General features: G+C 70.0%; 13 protein-coding genes, 1 tRNA gene and 1 pseudogene. 9 read left to right on the top strand and 6 right to left on the bottom strand.

The window, feature by feature from the left end:
* Window positions 1-2: 2 nt before the first annotated feature.
* From QBL21_RS01350 to QBL21_RS01330, 5 genes are all read left to right on the top strand, one after another.
* Window positions 3-2,327 (top strand): heterodisulfide reductase-related iron-sulfur binding cluster, encoded by a 2,325-nt coding sequence (locus QBL21_RS01350; RefSeq protein WP_407560105.1) that lies wholly within the window; start codon window positions 3-5, stop codon window positions 2,325-2,327.
* A gap of 292 nt (window positions 2,328-2,619) precedes the next feature.
* Window positions 2,620-4,167, top strand: coding sequence for an FG-GAP repeat protein (locus tag QBL21_RS01345; protein WP_407560104.1), 1,548 nt, complete (start codon window positions 2,620-2,622; stop codon window positions 4,165-4,167).
* 178 nt (window positions 4,168-4,345) lie between these two features.
* Complete coding sequence (locus QBL21_RS01340) at window positions 4,346-5,839, top strand: FG-GAP repeat protein (RefSeq protein WP_407560103.1); 1,494 nt, start codon at window positions 4,346-4,348, stop codon at window positions 5,837-5,839.
* Window positions 5,840-6,053: 214 nt separating this feature from the next.
* Window positions 6,054-7,514 (top strand): FG-GAP and VCBS repeat-containing protein, encoded by a 1,461-nt coding sequence (locus QBL21_RS01335; protein ID WP_407560102.1) that lies wholly within the window; start codon window positions 6,054-6,056, stop codon window positions 7,512-7,514.
* Between the two features lie 255 nt (window positions 7,515-7,769).
* Entirely contained in the window at window positions 7,770-8,648 is an 879-nt protein-coding gene (locus QBL21_RS01330) for a Yip1 family protein (protein ID WP_407560101.1), read from the top strand.
* A gap of 15 nt (window positions 8,649-8,663) precedes the next feature.
* On the opposite strand, the gene dcd is transcribed toward QBL21_RS01330, so the two are convergent.
* Window positions 8,664-9,239, bottom strand: a complete 576-nt coding sequence (gene dcd, locus QBL21_RS01325; RefSeq protein WP_407560100.1) for a dCTP deaminase — start codon at window positions 9,237-9,239, stop codon at window positions 8,664-8,666.
* 404 nt (window positions 9,240-9,643) lie between these two features.
* Between dcd and QBL21_RS01320 the strand changes: the two genes are divergently transcribed.
* Window positions 9,644-9,717: transfer RNA gene (locus QBL21_RS01320), tRNA-Gly, on the top strand.
* A gap of 328 nt (window positions 9,718-10,045) precedes the next feature.
* Here the strand turns inward: QBL21_RS01320 and QBL21_RS01315 are convergent.
* The 3 genes from QBL21_RS01315 to QBL21_RS01305 form a co-directional block, all read right to left on the bottom strand.
* A complete protein-coding gene (locus QBL21_RS01315) occupies window positions 10,046-11,116 on the bottom strand; it encodes a ParA family protein (RefSeq protein WP_407560099.1) in 1,071 nt (356 codons plus the stop codon).
* On the bottom strand, window positions 11,113-12,309 hold the full coding sequence (locus QBL21_RS01310) for an ATP-binding protein (RefSeq protein ID WP_407560098.1): 1,197 nt from the start codon (window positions 12,307-12,309) through the stop codon (window positions 11,113-11,115). Before QBL21_RS01310 ends, QBL21_RS01315 begins: the two co-directional genes overlap by 4 nt.
* Window positions 12,310-12,599: 290 nt before the next feature.
* Window positions 12,600-12,725 carry a hypothetical protein gene (locus tag QBL21_RS01305; protein ID WP_407560097.1) on the bottom strand — a complete coding sequence of 42 codons (126 nt, stop codon included), beginning with the start codon at window positions 12,723-12,725 and terminating at the stop codon, window positions 12,600-12,602.
* 1,046 nt (window positions 12,726-13,771) lie between these two features.
* On the opposite strand from QBL21_RS01305, the gene QBL21_RS01300 reads away from it, so the two are divergent.
* From QBL21_RS01300 to QBL21_RS01290, 3 genes and pseudogenes are all read left to right on the top strand, one after another.
* Window positions 13,772-15,544, top strand: a complete 1,773-nt coding sequence (locus QBL21_RS01300) for a serine/threonine-protein kinase (protein WP_407560096.1) — start codon at window positions 13,772-13,774, stop codon at window positions 15,542-15,544.
* A gap of 207 nt (window positions 15,545-15,751) precedes the next feature.
* Window positions 15,752-15,919 carry a hypothetical protein gene (locus QBL21_RS01295; protein WP_407560095.1) on the top strand — a complete coding sequence of 56 codons (168 nt, stop codon included), beginning with the start codon at window positions 15,752-15,754 and terminating at the stop codon, window positions 15,917-15,919.
* A gap of 29 nt (window positions 15,920-15,948) precedes the next feature.
* Window positions 15,949-16,239: pseudogene (locus QBL21_RS01290) on the top strand (NAD(P)H-binding protein); the annotation flags it as partial.
* Window positions 16,240-16,769: 530 nt separating this feature from the next.
* Here the strand turns inward: QBL21_RS01290 and QBL21_RS01285 are convergent.
* Window positions 16,770-17,174 carry an Imm53 family immunity protein gene (locus QBL21_RS01285; protein WP_407560094.1) on the bottom strand — a complete coding sequence of 135 codons (405 nt, stop codon included), beginning with the start codon at window positions 17,172-17,174 and terminating at the stop codon, window positions 16,770-16,772.
* Window positions 17,135-17,668 (bottom strand): hypothetical protein, encoded by a 534-nt coding sequence (locus tag QBL21_RS01280; RefSeq protein ID WP_407560093.1) that lies wholly within the window; start codon window positions 17,666-17,668, stop codon window positions 17,135-17,137. Before QBL21_RS01280 ends, QBL21_RS01285 begins: the two co-directional genes overlap by 40 nt.
* Window positions 17,669-17,709: the final 41 nt, after the last annotated feature.

Below are 17,709 nucleotides of genomic sequence, written 5' to 3'. Positions count from 1 at the left end.
CCATGCAGCTCGCCGCCATCGTCGTATCGCTGGTGATCACCGCGGTCGGCGTCGCGCTCTTCGCTCGCGCCGTCGGGCAGATCATCAGCTTCGTCCGGCTCGGCACACCGGTCCCCGCCGGCAGCCGCACGGACGACCCGGTCGCCCGCAGCACCACCCTGGCCAGGGAGTTCCTGGGGCATACCCGGATGAACCGCTGGGGCGTCATCGGCTTCGCCCACTGGTTCGTCGCCATCGGCTTCCTCACCCTGGTGCTGACCCTCGTCAACGCCTTCGGGCAGTTGTTCAAGGCCGACTGGCTGCTGCCGGTGCTCGGCGGCTGGCTCCCGTACGAGCTGTACGTGGAGTTCATCGGGCTGATGACCGTGCTCGGCATCCTCACGCTGATCGGCGTCCGGCTGCTGAGCCTGCCGTCGCGGCCCGGCCGCAAGTCGCGCTTCACGGGCTCGACGATGTGGCAGGCGTACTTCGTCGAGTACGTCATCCTCGTCATCGGCGTCTGCATCCTCGTGCTGCGCGGGCTGGAGGGCGCACTGCACCACGTCGAGGGCTACGAGGCCGCCTACTTCGTGTCGTACCCCGTCACCGCCGCGGTCGACGGGATGGGCACCGGCACCGTACAGAACCTCGTCTACCTCGTCGCGATGATCAAGATCTCGGTCTCCTTCATCTGGGCGACCGTCCTCGGCCTCAACACCACCATGGGCGTGGCCTGGCACCGCTTCCTCGCCTTCCCCAACATCTGGTTCAAGCGCAACGCCGACGGCGCGGTCGCCCTCGGCGCGCTCCAGCCGATGGTCTCCGGCGGCAAGCCCATCGACTTCGAGACCGTCTTCGACGACGAGGACGGCGAGGAGGCGGTCTTCGGCGTCAGCCAGGTCGAGCACTTCTCCTGGAAGGGCATCCTCGACTTCTCCACCTGCACGGAGTGCGGGCGCTGCCAGTCGCAGTGCCCGGCCTGGAACACCGGCAAGCCGCTGTCGCCCAAGCTGCTCGTCATGTCGCTGCGCGAGCACGCCGCCGCCAAGGCCCCGTACCTGCTCGCCGGCGGCGGCAAGTCGGCCGAGGGCGAGGAGAAGGCGACCGCCGAGCAGCTCGCCGACGTGCCCGCGGACGCGCTCGCCGAGGCGGAGCGCACGCTGATCGGCACCGCGGCGCAGCAGGGCGTCATCGACCCCGACGTGCTGTGGTCCTGCACCACCTGCGGGGCGTGCGTCGAGCAGTGCCCCGTCGACATCGAGCACGTCGACCACATCGTCGACATGCGCCGCTACCAGGTGATGATCGAGAGCGCGTTCCCGTCCGAGGCGGGCACGATGCTGAAGAACCTGGAGAAGAAGGGCAACCCCTGGGGGCTCGCCAAGAAGCAGCGGCTGGAGTGGACCAAGGAGCTGGCGGCGGAGACGGGCATCGAGATCCCGGTCGTCGGCAAGGACATCGAGGACCTGGCCGGGGTCGACTACCTGTACTGGGTCGGCTGCGCGGGCGCGCTGGAGGACCGGGCGAAGAAGACCACCAAGGCGTTCGCGGAGCTGCTGCACATCGCCGGCGTGAAGTTCGCGATCATGGGCGGCAACGAGAAGTGCACCGGCGACTCGCCGCGGCGCCTGGGCAACGAGTTCCTCTTCCGGCAACTGGGCGAGGAGAACGTCGCGATGCTCAACACGGCCTTCGGTGCTGCGTCTGACAGCGGCTCCGCCGCGGGCGCGGACGAAGGGGTGACGGTCGAGAAGGCGAAGAAGAAGATCGTCGCCACCTGCCCGCACTGCTTCAACACCATCGCCAACGAGTACCCGCAGCTCGGCGGCCACTACGAGGTCATCCACCACACGCAGTTGCTCCAGCACCTCGTGGACGAGGGCCGGCTCGTCCCGGTGACGCCGGTCGAGGGGATCATCACGTACCACGACCCCTGCTACCTGGGCCGGCACAACAAGGTCTACACGCCGCCGCGCGAGATCATCGCCAAGGTCCCGGGCTTGCGGAACGAGGAGATGCACCGGCACAAGGAGCGCGGCTTCTGCTGCGGCGCCGGCGGCGCGCGCATGTGGATGGAGGAGCGCATCGGCAAGCGGATCAACGACGAGCGCGTGGACGAGGCGCTGTCGCTGAATCCGGACATTCTGTCCACAGCATGCCCTTTCTGTCTCGTGATGCTTACGGACTCCGTAAATGGCAAGAAGAACGCGGGAACGGCAAAGGAGTCGCTGACGGTCGTGGACGTGGCGCAGCTTCTGCTCGACTCGGTGAAGACGCCGGCGGAGGACCCGCCGGCGGACGGCGCCGCGGCGGCGGAGAGCGAGCCGGAGCCGCAGCCGGCGACGTAGGGGCGGCGAGCAGAACGGCGAGGCAGGGCCGCGGGCCGGGTCGTACGGCACGCGGCACTGACGGCGACACGGCTGCACAGCGCACAGCGGCACAGCGGCACCGCAGCACAGCGACACAGCGCAGGACGCCACAGGCAACCCCCCACGGCGGCCGGCCCCGTGACCCATACGGGGTCGGCCGTGGGCGTGTTGGCGCAAGCGTTGGTACAACCTTCGCGGGGCGAGGCGTGTCGTATGACGCGGGAGTGAACGCAACCCGCTGCTCGTCAGACCGTCACCGGAAGGACCCCCCATGCGCATCCGCACCCTCGCCGCCTTAACCGCCTGCCTCGCCACCGCCGGCACGGCGGCCGTCACCGCCCAGGCGACGGGAGCGGAGGACCCGGGCGGCGCGGCGCGTACGGTGTCGGCCTCCGGTGCCTCTTTCGCAGCCTCCGGTGCCTCCTCCGCGGCCTCCGGCGCCGCCGACGCCCGTGCCGTACGGGCCGACTTCGACGGCGACGGCTACGCCGACCTCGCCACCGGCGCCCCCGGCGGCACCGTCGCCGGCCACGCCGAGGCCGGCTACGTCCTCGTCAGCTACGGCTCCGCGGACGGCGTCGGCGCCCCCGCGTCCGTCGTCCTCAGCCAGCGCACCGCCGGCGTCCCCGGCGCCCCCGCCGAGGGGGACCGCTTCGGCGACCGGCTCGCCGCCCGCGACCTCGACGGCGACGGCCTGACCGACCTCGCCGTCACCGCCCGCTCCGACGAGGGCGACGCGGCCGGCTCCGTCACCGTCCTGTGGGGCCGCGAGGGCGGCCTGACCGGCGCCGGCGCCGCCCGCGCCCAGGTGCCCGGCGGCGGCGGCCTCGCCCGCGACCTGCACGGCGGCGACTTCGACGGCGACGGCGAGGGCGACCTGCTGGTGCCCAGCACCCGCAGCGACAGCGCCGAGGCGTACACCGTCCTGTACGGCCCGTTCACCCGCGCCGGCGTCCCCGCGCGCGAGGGCGGCCTCATCGAGATGAAGCCCGAGGACAGCCTCGACGGCGTGGCCGTCGGCGACGTCACCGGCGACGGCGCCGACGACCTCGTGGCGTTCTTCAGCTACCAGGGCAACGCCGAGGGCGGCTGGTTCTGGAAGGGCGGCCCCGACGGGCTGACGCGGACCGACGCCGCGCTGCCCAACGGTGGTTCGCCGACGATCGGCGACTTCGACGGCGACGGCCGGGGCGACCTCGCGTACCGCTCGATCGGCGCGAGCGTCGAGGACTTCCCGTACGACAAGGGCACGGTCAAGGTCGTCTACGGCACCGCGAACGGCCCCGACGGGACCCGGCGCCAGACCTTCACCCAGGACACCGCCGACGTGCCCGGCACGGGCGAGCGCGGCGACCAGTTCGGCGCCCGGCTCGCGGCGGGCGACGCGAACGGCGACGGCCGCGACGACCTCGCCGTGGGCGTGCCGTACGAGGCCATCGGCAGCAAGCGGGCGGCCGGTTCCGTGGTGCTGCTCAAGGGTGGCTCCGGCGGGCTGAAGGCCGCCGGCGCGCAGGCGTTCCACCAGGACACGGCCGGGGTGAAGGGCGTGGCGGAGGCCGGGGACCGGTTCGGCGCGGCGCTGGCGTTCGGGGACGTCACGGGCGACGGCCGGGCGGAGCTGGCGGTGGGCGCCCCGGACGAGAACGGGATGGGCGCGATCTGGTCGCTGCGCGGCGCCGCGAACGGGCTGACGGCGACGGGGTCGGTGGCGTTCAGCCCGGACAACTTCGAGGGGCCGGGTGCCACGGATGCGGGTGCGCGGTTCGGCGCGGGCTTCGCCGGAGAGGACGCGGGTCACTACCTGTGGAGCGGGGAGTGACGGGCAGAATCCGAATCCCGTAAACCAGGTGTATTCCACAACAAGTTCGCTGAAAGCCGGATGAAATACGGCTGTTCATCGATCGTTTGTACAACCTCGGGTGAACGTCGGGTGTCTCACAGGGTGAGAGGCCCACTGAGTATCCGCACCCCGCCGCACCGACGTTCAGGAGCCCGACATGCCGCACCACCGCCGTAACTCCACGACTGCCGCCGCCTTAGCGGCCTCTCTGGCCGTCGTCGCCGGCGCCGCCCTCGCGGGCGGCGCCGCACCGGCCGCGGCAGCGCCTGCCGCACCCGCAGCGCCCGCCGAAGCCGCCGCGGCGCCCGCGAAGTTCCACGACGACTTCAACGGCGACGGCTACCGCGACCTCGTCACCGCCGCCCCCTCCGGGACCGTCGACGGCGTCAAGCGCGCCGGGTACGTCGCCGTGCTCTACGGCTCGGCCGGCGGGCTCGACACCGCCAAGCGCAAGGTCGTCAGCCAGGCCACCGCCGGCGTCCCCGGCTCCCCCGAGGCCGGCGACGCCTTCGGCGCCACCCTCACCTCCGCCGACTTCGACCGCGACGGCTACGCCGACCTCGCCGTCGGCATCACCGGCGAAGACCTCGGCGGCGTCGCGGACACCGGCTACGCCGCCATCCTGTACGGCTCCTCCGGCGGCCTGTCCGGCACCGGCGCGGCGGGCATGCGGCCCGCCTCCCTGATCGAGGGCAACGCCTACGCGACGGGGCTGGCGGCGGGCGACTGGTTCCGCGACGGGTCGACCGCGCTGGCGATCCTGTCGAAGGACCACGTCGAGCTGTACGGGGGCTGGGGCGCTGGCCCCTCCGCACGGGTCCGGGAGGGCAACCCGCTCGGCGACTTCCCGCAGGACTTCACGCCCACCGGCCTGGTCGCCGGCGACTTCGAGGGCGACGGCGCGGACGACCTCGTCGTCACCGGCACGAAGTGGTACCTGGAGAACCTGGAGGGCCACTCCCTGTACCTCAAGGGCGGTGGCCCGGAGGGCTTCACGCGCACGGAGTTCGGCGGCGGGCCGGTCGGCGTCGCCGGGGACATCGACAAGGACGGCGCGGACGACCTCGCGATCGGCGACCCCACGGTGCTGGAGCACGGCGAGTGGGACCTGTCGGGCGGCGTCGTCGAGGTCTGGTACGGGTCCGCGGGCGGGCCCGGCGCGGGGCAGCCCGAGGTGTGGCAGCAGGGCAGCGGCGGCGTCCCCGGGTCGTACGAACTGGAGGACCGCTTCGGCAGCGACGTCTCGCTGGGCGACGTCAACGGCGACGGCTACCCCGACCTGGCGGCCGGCGCCGAGGGCGAGGCGATCGGCACCGACGACGACGCGGGCGCGGTCTGGCTGCTGCGCGGGGCGGCCGGCGGGCTGACCACGAGCGGGGTGCAGCACTTCAACCAGGACACCGCGGGCATCCCGGGCGCCGCGGAGCCCGGCGACCTCTTCGGCTCCGACGTCCGGCTGCACGACGCCAACCGCGACGGCCGGGCAGGCCTGATCGCGGGCGCGCCGGGCGAGAACGCGGGGCAGGGGTACGCGTGGGTGCTCCAGGCCCGTGGCGGAGGGCTGACGGCGGACGGGTCGTGGACGTTCAACGGGGCGTCGGTGGGCGCGAACGGGGCGAACGCGAGGTTCCCGGAGACGCTCGCGGAGTAGGGCGGGACGGGGTGTGGACGGGGTGTGGACGGGGCGATGAAGGCGGCGTGGAAACCGCCACCCATTCCCGTCCCACCCCACCGTTCTCCGTCCCCGTACACGGAATGACACCTTCTGTCACCATACGAACCAACTAGCCGCATTCATACAACCTTTGACCGCGGTCGGCGGTCTTCTGATCACCTTCTCCGAACGCCTGTCCGGGAGCTGCCGCATGCACCACAGAATCCGTATCGCCCTGGCCGCCGCGACCGCCGCCGCGGTCTCCGGCGGACTGCTCGCGGTCGCCTCGGGCCCCGCGTCCGCCGCCGAACCCTCAGGCGCGGTGGTCGACTTCAACGGCGACGGGGTACGCGACGTCGCGGTCTCCGCACCGGGCGCGTACGTCGCCGGGGTAAGGGACGCCGGCCAGATCGTCGCCCATTACGGCACGAAGAACGACGGCACCGCCGCCGGCATCTCCGGCAGCCGCGCCAAACGGCTCAGCCAGCACAGCGCCGGCGTCCCCGGCACCGCCGAGGACGGCGACGGCTGGGGCGGCTGGACCGCCGCCGCGGACTTCGACGGCGACGGGTACACCGACCTCGCCGTCGCCGCCCCCGGGGAGGCGGTCGGCGGCGACGTCTACGGCGGCACGGTCCAGCTCCTGTGGGGCGGGCCGGACGGCCTCTCCGGCGGTACGACGCTGCCCGACCCGCGCCCGTACGAGCACGACCTCTTCGGCCGCGGGCTGGCGGCCGGGGACTTCGACGGCGACGGCACGACGGACCTCGCCGTCGCCTCCACGAGTGCGTACATCGACGTCTTCGAGGGCGGCTTCGGCCGCACGAAGGGCGACCACGGCGAGTGGTACATGTTCGACTCGCAACTCCAGAACGGGCAGATCTGGGGCCCCGAGGGCCTGGCCGCCGGCGACGTCGACGGAGACGGCACGGACGACCTCGTCGTGGACGGCTACCGGGACGAGGCCAACGCCGCCTCCTACGTCCCGGGCACCGACAACGGCCTGGCCCTCCCCGAGACGCTGCTGCCCGGCGGCGGCTCGACCGTCCTCGGGGACATCGACGGCGACGGCCACGACGACGTCGTCACCGGCCAGGCCGACGAGAGCGGGCCCGCCACCGACCCCCTGCCGGGCGGCAAGGTCAGCATCACCCGCGGCTCGGCCGACGGCCCCGCGGGCACCACCGTCCTCAGCCAGGCCAGCCCCGGCGTGCCCGGGACGCCCGAGCAGGGCGACTCCTTCGGCGGCGAGGTGGCCCTGGGCGACGTGGACGGCGACGGCCACCCGGAGCTGGCCGTCTCCGCGGCGAACGAGGACATCGGCGCGGCGGAGGACACCGGCACCGTCACGGTCCTCCGCGGCGCGGCGGACGGCTCGGGCTTCGGCACCGCGGGCGGCACGCAGCTCCACCAGGACGCCCCGGGCGTACCCAACGCCAACGAAACCCGCGACCGCTTCGGCACCTCCCTCCTCCTCACCGACCTCAACGGGGACGGCTTCGCCGACCTGACCACCGGCACGGTCGGCGAGAACGCCAGCAACGGCGCGGTCTACGCCCTGCGCTCCACCGCCTCCGGCGTGGCGCCGGACGGGGCGGTGGCGATCTACCCGTCGTCGGTGGGGATGCCGACGACGGGCAGGCCGGGGTACGGGGCGGAGTCGGCGGGCTGAGGACGTAGGGCCGCCGCACAGACGGCCAGGGCCCGGACCTCCCCCGGCCGGGCCCTGGCTCACCCCAGGAAGGACAACCACACCCGCAAGCGCCCGCACCACCGCCGCACCACAACCCCCACCCCGCCCCCTCCCCCCTAAGGCGGATCCCCTACGGGAAGTACCGTCTTGGCCACAAAGGTCCCCCGTATTCCCGGGCTCCGGTGCACTCGGCGGGCGAGACCAGGTACGTTCGATTGCGTGGCAGGATTCAGGATGGGCCGAGGACGCCAGCCCCACGGCAGCAGGCAGCAGGGCCGGCCGCAAGGCCCGCCGCAGGGCGGCCCGCCGCCCCACGGCGGCCCGCAGTACGGCGGTCCCCCGCCGCCCCACGGACAGGGGCCGGGGCAGCCCCCGTACGGCGGTCAGTGGCAGCAGCCCCGGGGCAGCCACGGCCCGGGTCCCGAGTACTACGGCGGCGGCCACGACCCGTACGCCGCGGACCGGCCGGGCAACACCCAGCCGTACGGCGTGGGCGTCGGCCCCGACGACTACGGCCCGTACCAGGACGGCCAGGTCTACCGCGCGGGCGAGACGGCGGCCCCGCCCGTAGGCCCGCGGCTGCACTGGAAGGACCTGCTCCGCGGGATCGTCTTCCACCCGAACCGCACGTTCTGGCAGATGCGGGACCACAGCATGTGGGGCCCGGCGCTGACGGTCAGCTTCCTCTACGGCATGCTCGCGGTCTTCGGCCTGGAGCAGGCGCGCGACGAGGTGCTCAACTCCACGATCTCCGCGAGCATCCCGTGGATCATCTCCACGGGCGTCGCCGTGACGCTCAGCGGCCTGGTGATGGGTACGGTCACGCACACCCTGGCCCGCCAGATGGGCGGGGCGGGCGCGCTGGCGCCGACGGTGGGGCTGGCGATGCTGGTGGTGGCGATCACGGACGCGCCGCGGCTGCTGGTCGCGATGTTCATGGGCGGCGAGGACACGTTCGCGCAGGGCGTGGGCTGGCTGACGTGGCTGGCCGCGGGGGTGCTGCTGACGTCGATGGTGAGCAAGTCGCACGACCTGCCGTGGCCGCGGGCGCTGGGCGCGTGCTCGATCCAGTTGGTGGCGCTGCTGGCGCTGATCAAGCTGGGCACGCTCTGAGGCGTACGGCCCGGATCAGACGACCGTACGGTGGAAGTTGAGGAATGACCGGGACGGCGTGGGCCCCCGCTGTCCCTGATAACGGGAGCCGTACTTGGCGGACCCGTAGGGATGCTCGGCGGGCGAGCTGAGCCGGAACATGCAGAGCTGGCCGATCTTCATGCCGGGCCAGAGCTTTATGGGCAGCGTGGCGACGTTGGACAGTTCGAGCGTGACGTGACCGCTGAACCCGGGGTCGATGAAGCCGGCGGTGGAGTGCGTGAGCAGCCCGAGCCGCCCGAGGCTGGACTTGCCTTCGAGCCGGGAGGCGATGTCGTCGGGCAGGGAGATGACCTCGTACGTGGAGGCCAGCACGAACTCCCCGGGGTGCAGGATGAAGCACTCGTCGCCCTCGGGCTCCACGAGCCGCGTGAGGTCGCCCTGTTCGACGGCGGGGTCGATGTGGGGATAGCGGTGGTTCTCGAAGACCCGGAAGTAGCGGTCGAGGCGTACGTCCACGCTGGACGGCTGGATCATCACGTCGTCGAAGGGCTCGATCCGTACCCGCCCGGCATCGACTTCGGTCCGGATGTCCTTGTCAGAGAGCAGCACGCCCCGACCCTACCGGCTGCCCCGGCGCGCTACCGCGCCCCGTCCTTCCCCACCGGCACGACGTTCCGCAACCGCGCACAGCGCGGACACCGTACGAGTCCGCCGGACCCGATCCGCCGGGCGGCGCCGACGCTCTGCATCGGGAGCGAGTTGGTGCTGAAGACGTGCCCTTCGGCACATCGGACGACGGTGGACTCCATCAGGCTCCTTCCCCGTAAAGCAACAAAAGCCACACTACGGGACCAACCACCCCACCCCAACGCCACCCCCACCCACCGTAACCCCAACTCCCACCCCCACCTGGCCCCTCCACGCCGCAACACCAAGCAGCCCCCCGACGACCTCGCCGGGGGGCACACATACGGTAGAGTGACACCGGTGAGGCGCCCCACGGGGGCGCCCACGCGGGCGTAGTTTAATGGTAGAACATGAGCTTCCCAAGCTCAGAGCGCGGGTTCGATTCCCGTCGCCCGCTCCACGACGAATCCCCAGGTCAGCGACCTGGGGATTGTGCATCGTCTAGACCTGCATTGGGCCTTGCACCAGATCCGCACCAGTAGCTTCGGTCCCGGCCCGGGCTTGCGCCCCTCCGGCGCCCCCGGTCATCCACTGAAGCGGCGACTCACTCTGATGCCCCTAACCCGAACGTTCCCGTCCCTGCGACTAGCACCAGCCTGACCGCTACCGGGGAACCCGGCGCCCGCCCGACGGGACAGTCCTGCCATCAGCCTGGCCGCCACCATCCTGAACAACTGACACGGCCCACCGAAGGATCCGAGACTGTCACGAAAGTCAAAGAATCCAAGCTAGCTCGGGCCGGCCGGTGCCAGCGGGCGAACCCCCTCCAAGGGCTCGCCGACCCGTACGAGCACCTCGCGGGACAGCGTCTGGAACTCCTTAAAGCAGGTCTTCACGTACTGCTGGGTGCTGCCCAGTGCGCCGTCCGCCGGCTTCAGATCGAACATCGGCTTCCTTGCGTCGTGTGCCAGAGGCATCAGACTCCGGTAGTTCCGCATGGTCGCGATGCGGTGCTGGTCGTCGTCACGGGTGGGCTGCGACTCGGCGAGAACCGCTGAGGAGTAGACCCAGGGAATCCGCTTGAGCCACCGCTCGTACGCCCTGACCGGCCGGTCGAGTCGCATCTCCGGCTGCATGATCACGTACCCGAGGGGCCGCATCCCGGCTTCGGGCGCGGAGATGCTTGGCGGCACCCTGGGAAGGACGAGCTGCTGCCAGTCGGCGCGCCACTGGCGCAGTGTAGGCCCCAGGTTGCTGAGGCCCTTAAGCGAGAACAGGTCCGCGGCCAATGGCATCAGTACCGAGTCGGCGGAAATCAATGCGGCCCGGTTGATGGCTCCTAGGTTGGGGCCGACGTCGATCAGCACGATGTCGGCGGCCACAGCACTCGCCGCCTGCTCCATGATCCGGTGGAATGCTGTCGATGTACGGATGGCCGCGATGTCACCCGCGTAGGCACGTGACCATTCGTTGGACAACTTGTCCTCGAAGCGGCTGAGGTCAAGGCTGCCGGGCAGCAACCAGAGGTCGGGCTGGAGCCTGGCAGGCTCGATAGCCGCGATGTCGCCCGTCCCTTCGAGGATGGGGCGGACGGCATCGGCGATGGTCTGTCCGCTGCGAACCCGTCCGACCCCCGGCAGGCCCGCCGGAACCGCGCCCTGGTTGATGAGCTCGGAGGGGTTCTCCCAGAGCTCCTCGATCTCCGTCTCGTCCAGGCACATGGAGGTCAGGTTCGCCTGGGGATCCAGGTCGACGGCGAGAACGCTCAGACCAAGGCGCCGGATCATGTGGGCCAGGTGGTAGGTAAGGGTGGTCTTTCCCACGCCTCCCTTGTTGTTGAACAGGGCGATCGATGTCATGCAGCTCTCCTGATCACGACGACCCACGACGAATCGTCCACCTGGAACTCGGGGGGCGGATTTCTGTTGTCCTCTAGCGCCCTTCTCGCTCGCCCGATTCCCCGTCCGAACCGGTTCACATATCCAAGCCCTTTCATCGCGGCGGCCAGGGACGGATTGCGGTAGTCAGTAACACGGTCGAAGTTGTCGTCCCGGACTTGCCCGAACGGTCCGCCGGGATTGGTGATCTCGATTCGGTCGTCGAACCAGACGATCCGGGTCGGTGCGTAGGAGGTCTCGTAGTTCCGGTGCATGAGCGCGTTCATGCAAAGCTCGCGCAGTGCCTCCAGTGGATAGTCCGGGCGGGGCGTCTCCCGGAACCCGTCCTCCACGAGCCTCGTGCGCAGATTGCTGCGCAGGAGAGGTTCCAGACGTGCCGAGAGCCCTACCAGGTTCTGCCGGAGTTCCTGCTCATCGACGATCGGGGCATCGAGGTCAACGCCCTGGTAGCGGACGAACTGGACGTAGGCCCCGGGCACATGATTAGTGGGGTCGAGTCCAACGGCCAGCACTCCGAGCGTGGTCGGCGTGCCGCCGGGGGTCATCAGGTGGAGTGAGGAGAGCTGCCGGTCGATGGGGCGGCCGTTCTCCTCGATGACGTCCGGGGCGACCATGGAAGGCAGATACGACTGCCGGAACACATCCAGATCCAGGTCATCGACGCGGACCAGCTCCATTGCACGCGTGTCGAAGGGACGGTCTATGGCTCGTCGGCGCTCGGTGAGAACCCGCTCGTCCTCCCGGCTGGCCTTACGCGTGGTCGGGCCCGGACGGACCCAGATGACACCGTCGAACCGCACCGGCGGGGTCGCGGATGCGGCCACGTGGAGCCGGACGACGGGTTTGCCTCGGTAGACGGCCCGCTCGACCGTGAGGGACGGGCGGTCGAGGATGAGGCCGGAGTCTCGGATCTCGGTGAGCTGGAGGAGCGCACGATCGCTCAGATCGACATCGTCGACGGGCATCCCCTTGTCGTCCACTCCTACGAGGATGTCACCCCCGCCACGACCACTCAGGTCGTTGGCCATGGCGCATACTGCGTTGCCGATGGCGTCTCCTCGCCTGCCCTCGCGCTTGGGAGTGCGCTTGAACTCAAGGCAGGCGGATTCCTGAGTTCCCAGCAGGTCGGCCAGATCCACGTCTTCGTCGCTCACGATCTCATTCTGCCGTGCCGACCCGCGCTGCGGCCGGTAGGCCGGACGATGGCTTCCGGGCTCGCGGGGCCCACCGTCGGCATGCCCAGACCTCGTCGAGGGCTGCCGACCAGGCCGCGCGGGGGGCCGTCGAGCCGGTATCCGCCGCTACTGAACGAAAGGCTTCACCTGATCGAGCGTGAGCTGGCGACCGGCGCCACGCACGCGTACCCCATCCATTCCCGTTCTTGAACTTGTCGGCGTGATGTCGTCCGAGGCTCGCAGGTGGTGGGCTGCGCGGTACGCCCGGTCTATGAGACCGGGCCCGCGATCTCCTCCACCGCGTCGAACCCCTGCTCCAACCGAGTGATCGCGCCGACGCGCTGTAGCTCGTCCATCTCCGGAGCACCATCCGCGATCCGGTCGTCTACCGTCACGACGTACGTCACACCGTCAGCTTTGCAGGACTCATGCGGCTCACGGGAGCAAACGCCGGGAATGCGGCGCACTGGATCACCACGCCCGTCAAGATTCTGCCCATCGCCAGTGCAGCAACTGGCTGTCGCCTCGGCCTCCGTGCCACTCACGTGCCATACACCGCGGGGAAGACGAGACAACGACGGACAGAGAGTGCGCGCTCCTGCGAGCCACTTCAGGTGCGTCGCCGCAGGTCGGAATCGCATCGGCGGCTCAAGGCTGTGGGATTCCCAAGCTCAGAGCGCGGGTTCGAATCCCGTCGCCCGCTCCAGAAGAAAGTCCCAGGTCAACAACCTGGGCTTCTATGTTGTCTAGACCACTTCAACCCCCGCGTCGAGTGCGTCTGCAATCTCCCGCTGGCGTTGCAGGTTCGAGTGCTGGTAGATCAGCGCGGCCCGTCGGTGGACTGGCCGGCACGCACCATGCTGTCCTTCAGCGTCGCGCCGTCCCGCGTTCATCGCCCATACCCGCTCATACTTCATCGACAAGCCTGAACCACCGATCACCGGACAGACCACGGTTCTGTCCGCCGAGCGGCCAGCGGAGCACGTCGCCCAGGAGATACGGGTACTGGCCGACGACGGAGGTGGGCGAGCCTGTGCCGAGCGTCCTGTTCGTCTGGCGCCGTACCCCGCCATCGCTGTTGATCGGAGGCGCGGAGGTCTCCCCACAGCTGCTTGCCGAAGAGTTCGCTGCCGCCGGCCGGCAGGTGACGTACCTCGGATCGCACGAGGCTCGCGCCCTGGAACCGGGAACTCAACTGCCCACGGTGCGTCGCCATCTTGCAGCACACAACATGCCGTTACGAAGCTCGACAGCAGGTGATCCGCTACACCCCGGAACGACGTGCACTGCTGCGCCGTCACCCAGCCGTCTCAGGCGCTGTCCCCTCGGAGTCCGTCTCACGTTGGTGTCACTCGTCCGCCGGGATGGGGATCGGAAGTGGCGTTCGGCAGTCCGATCTCCTGCTCTGCCTGGTGCACGCCGCTCTGCAAGAGTGGTGGGCGTGGAGAATTTGAGAAGCCAGGATCCCAAGCGTCTGGGCGAGTTCAGGCTGCTGGCCAGGCTGGGTAGTGGCGGCATGGGACGGGTGTATCTGGGGCAGTCGCCGGGTGGGATGCAGGTGGCGATCAAGGTGATCCGCGAGGATTTCGCGGAGGATGCCGATGTCCTGATCCGGTTCCGGCGTGAGGTGGCGACGGTGCGGGTGGTGCGCAGCCCGTACACCGCTCGTCTCGTCGGCGCTTCCCTGGACGTGCCGCCGTATTGGCTGGCGACGGAGTTCGTACCGGGCCCGACGCTGCTGAAGGCATCACGCGGCACGCCACTCGAACCCACCCTGTGCATGGGGCTGTTCGCGGCGCTGGCGGAGGCGCTGGCGGCGGTGCACGGGCACGGGGTGGTCCATCGGGACGTGAAGCCGCACAACGTCATCCTGGCCCCGGGAGGGCCGCAGTTGATCGACTTCGGTATCGCCCGGGCGGCGGAACACACGCAGCTCACCCGCACGGGGCAAATGCCGGGTACCCCCGGTTATACCGCGCCCGAGGTGCTGCTGGGCGGCGAGGCGGGCCCGGCGGCGGATGTGTTCGCGCTTGGCGCGACGATGGCCGCCGGCGCGACCGGCCGGTCACCGTACGGCGGCGGGGAGTGGCCGGCCGTGAGCTACCGTGTGGTACACGGCGAGATCGATGTCGACGGCGTGGAATCCGGGCTGGCCGAGCTCATCCGGCAGTGCGTCGCCCGGGACCCGGCGCGGCGGCCTGACCCGCTGGAAATCGTCCGGCGGTGCGGCGTGACGCGCGCGCTGGCGGAGTTACCGGCGTACCGGCGGCTGACCGGAGTGGCGCCGCCGACGCTCCCGGCACCGCCGCGACGCCGGGGCTCGTTGATGGCCACGGCCGCCCTGGCCGTTGGAGCGCTCGCGGTGGCGACGACGGTATGGCTGCTGCCGTCGGGCGGTGACGGCGCGACAGCAGGCGACTCGCCAACCGAGTGCGCCACTGACTCCTCGGCCGAGTCCGGCTCCGGTGACGGTAGAGGGCGTAAGAGCCTGACGATCGGCATCATGCCCGACCAGTCGAACATGAGCTACTGCGACCGGGACGGAGAATACGTTGGGTTCGAGGTCGACGTCGCCAGGTACATTGCCGGCGAACTCGGCGTCGAGGCCGAGGACATCACGTGGCGGGAATTGTCCGCCACCGAGCGTACGAGCCTCCTTGTACGCGGCAAGGTCGACTTCGTCGTCGCGAGCTATGAGATCACCGACGCGCGGAAAGAACAGGTCAACTTCGCCGGCCCCTATCTCTCCGCCCGCCAGGACCTGCTGATGCGCGCCGACGACCGGGCACCGGATGCGACGGACCTCAACGACATGAGGCTGTGCGCGGTCGCCGGCTCCACCTCTGCGCAGGTCGTGAAGGAGGGAGGGGCACCGGGCGCGGACCTCACGGAGCGCGCCTCCTCTACGGAATGCCTCACCGCCCTGGACAAAGGCGAGGTCGACGCCCTGACCACCGACGACTCCCTCCTCGTCGGATACGCCACCCACGGTGGGAACGCCAGTGACTACCGGCTGGCCGGACTGGAACTCAGCGCCGAGCACTTCTACGGCGTCGGGGTACCCAAGGGCGAGACGGAGCTGCGCGACGACATCGACAAGGCGGTCGAACAGATGATCGCGGACGGCTCCTGGGCGGTGTTCGCCGAAAGGTACCTCGGGGGCGTGGCCAACTACGATGCCCAGCCGCCCGAGCAGGCCGCGACGACCGGCTGACGTGGCACGAAGTGGCCCCATGACAGGCGTTCAGCTCATTCTCCTGTCGCACATGGCCGGGCAAAGACCATCGTCCGCGAGAAAGGGACAACGGAAATGCGTGCCCAGGGCTGGAAGGCTCCCTGGGCGAAGCCGTTGTAGATGTAGCAGGAAGAGGAAGAGGACCAGCGTCGGGGCGATCACCAGGATCGCGCCGACTCGACCGTCGTGCGGTTCATCGCCCCCAACACCCCCAAGCAGGACCGCCTGCGGGTCGGCTTCTTCGGTACGGACAAGCTCGGCTTCGCCGTCAGCCGCGCCGACACCGCCGCGTTCACCGCCGCCCAGGTCGACGAGACCACCTACGTCGGACGCGCCCCCGCCATCAGCAACTGACCCCGCCCCCACGAAGGAAGAGAACCCCGATGACCCTCGCGATCATCGGCGCGACCGGCAAGCTCGGCGCCCTCACCATCGACGACCTCCTCGACCACAGCGTCCCCGCCGACGACATCCTGGCACTCGGCCGCAACACCGACCGCCTCGCCGAACCCGCCGACCGCGGTCTGCGCACCGCCACCGTCGACCTGGACGACATCGTCGGCACCGCCAAGACCGTTGATGGCGTCGCGGAACTGCTCCTCATCACTTTCGGTCCCGGCGAACGGGTGACCCAGCACGGCCACGCCATCGACGCCGCACGCCAGGCCGGCGCCGCACCTCGTCTACACCTCGGGTATTCAGGCGCCGACGACGATCCTGGAGCCGTGCACCGTCACCCGCGAACGCACGCCCTGAGTAACGCACCGCCGGGCCGACCGCCACGACGTACGCCGCAGCGCCCACCTGACAGGATCGGTAAGGCTCGCGGGAGCAAAGCCCACGACATACGACGGACGAGGGAAGCACCCGTGAGTCCGTCCGTCACCAAGACACCGATGTCCAACCGGCGTTCGACCCGCCGTGCCATACGCGTGCCATACGCCGTGGACAAGACGGGTCTGCCACGGACACGATGCGTGCCATGCCGCACCCCGATCGACCTACGTCAGTGCAGGTCAGAGGATCGCCAGCGCACCGAGGCGGTGGGATTCCCAAGCTCAGAGCGCGGGTTCGATTCCCGTCGCCCGCTCCAGACGAAAGGCCCGGGTCATCGACCCGGGCCTTTCGTGTTTTCCCGAGGCGCGCGGTCACGCTGCGCCTCCAGGACCTATCAAGCTCTGGATTACGCGCAAGGCCGTGGTGCTCAGGCCGTGAGGAACTTTAGTGCCGCGCGGACGGCTCTTTCCAGGTCCTTGGGGCCGCATGCGATCCGCAGGATGCTGCCGTCCGCAGAACTGTGCAGCCACGATCCGTCGGTTTCCTCCGCCAATTCTGGGGCGAGGGTGACGCCTTCCTTGCTCGTTCCGGGCAGATCGACCTGAATGAGCCATCCGGGGTTGTCCAAGGTCTCGATCTTCACCCCGAACTCGTGCTCCCGGTCGCCGTCGCACTGCTCTGCATACCAAGTTCCCAGCGCGCAGAGCAGCTCACGGGTTTCCAGCGGGGTTTTCTCCCAGGGTTCGGCCGGCCGGGCGGAGCTGCCGCCGACGGCCAGGGGAACGGGTCGTTCTAGCTCACCGGATACTTGCTGGCGCGGGAGATTGAGCACTCGAAGGTGGTGGTCTCCTGTAGCGGGCGGAAGGACTCGGACGGCACGGTCTGGCTCTGCCCGGGGGCGAGGCTGTCCAGCGACACCGTGTCGCTGCTCAGCAGCTTGTCGCCGGTGACTCCGCCTTCCTGCTCGTTCACTGCGATGAGGATGCGGTAGCGGTATGTCTGCGTGGAGGAGGAGTTGGTGATCGTCACGTCGGACGTGAACTCCTGGCTGGTCTCGTCGTAGTCGCAATTGGCTATGCGGACGTCGGCGAGGGCGTTCGAGTCGGTCGGCGTGGTGTCGGCGCCGGGCACACTTGTGCCGGGTATGTCGGTGTTTTCTTCGATGTCTATGTCGTCCTCTATGTCGTCGTCCCCGCCACCCGACGAGTAACCGCCCCCGGTGGTGGATGTGCTTGAACTGTCGTCGTCGTCACAGCCGCCGTCGCCGGATCGGCGGGCCCCGGTCAGGGTGATGAAGACGATGGCAAAGACGGCTATAGCACGCACGTGACGGCGCGTCATGAACTACCCCCCGTGAAAATTCCTGT

It is taken from the genome of Streptomyces sp. 184 (genome assembly GCF_045781775.1).
Classification (GTDB): Bacteria; Actinomycetota; Actinomycetes; order Streptomycetales; family Streptomycetaceae; genus Streptomyces.
The sequence above is the reverse complement of the archived record's forward strand: the minus strand, read 5'-3'. Positions and strand labels throughout refer to the sequence as shown.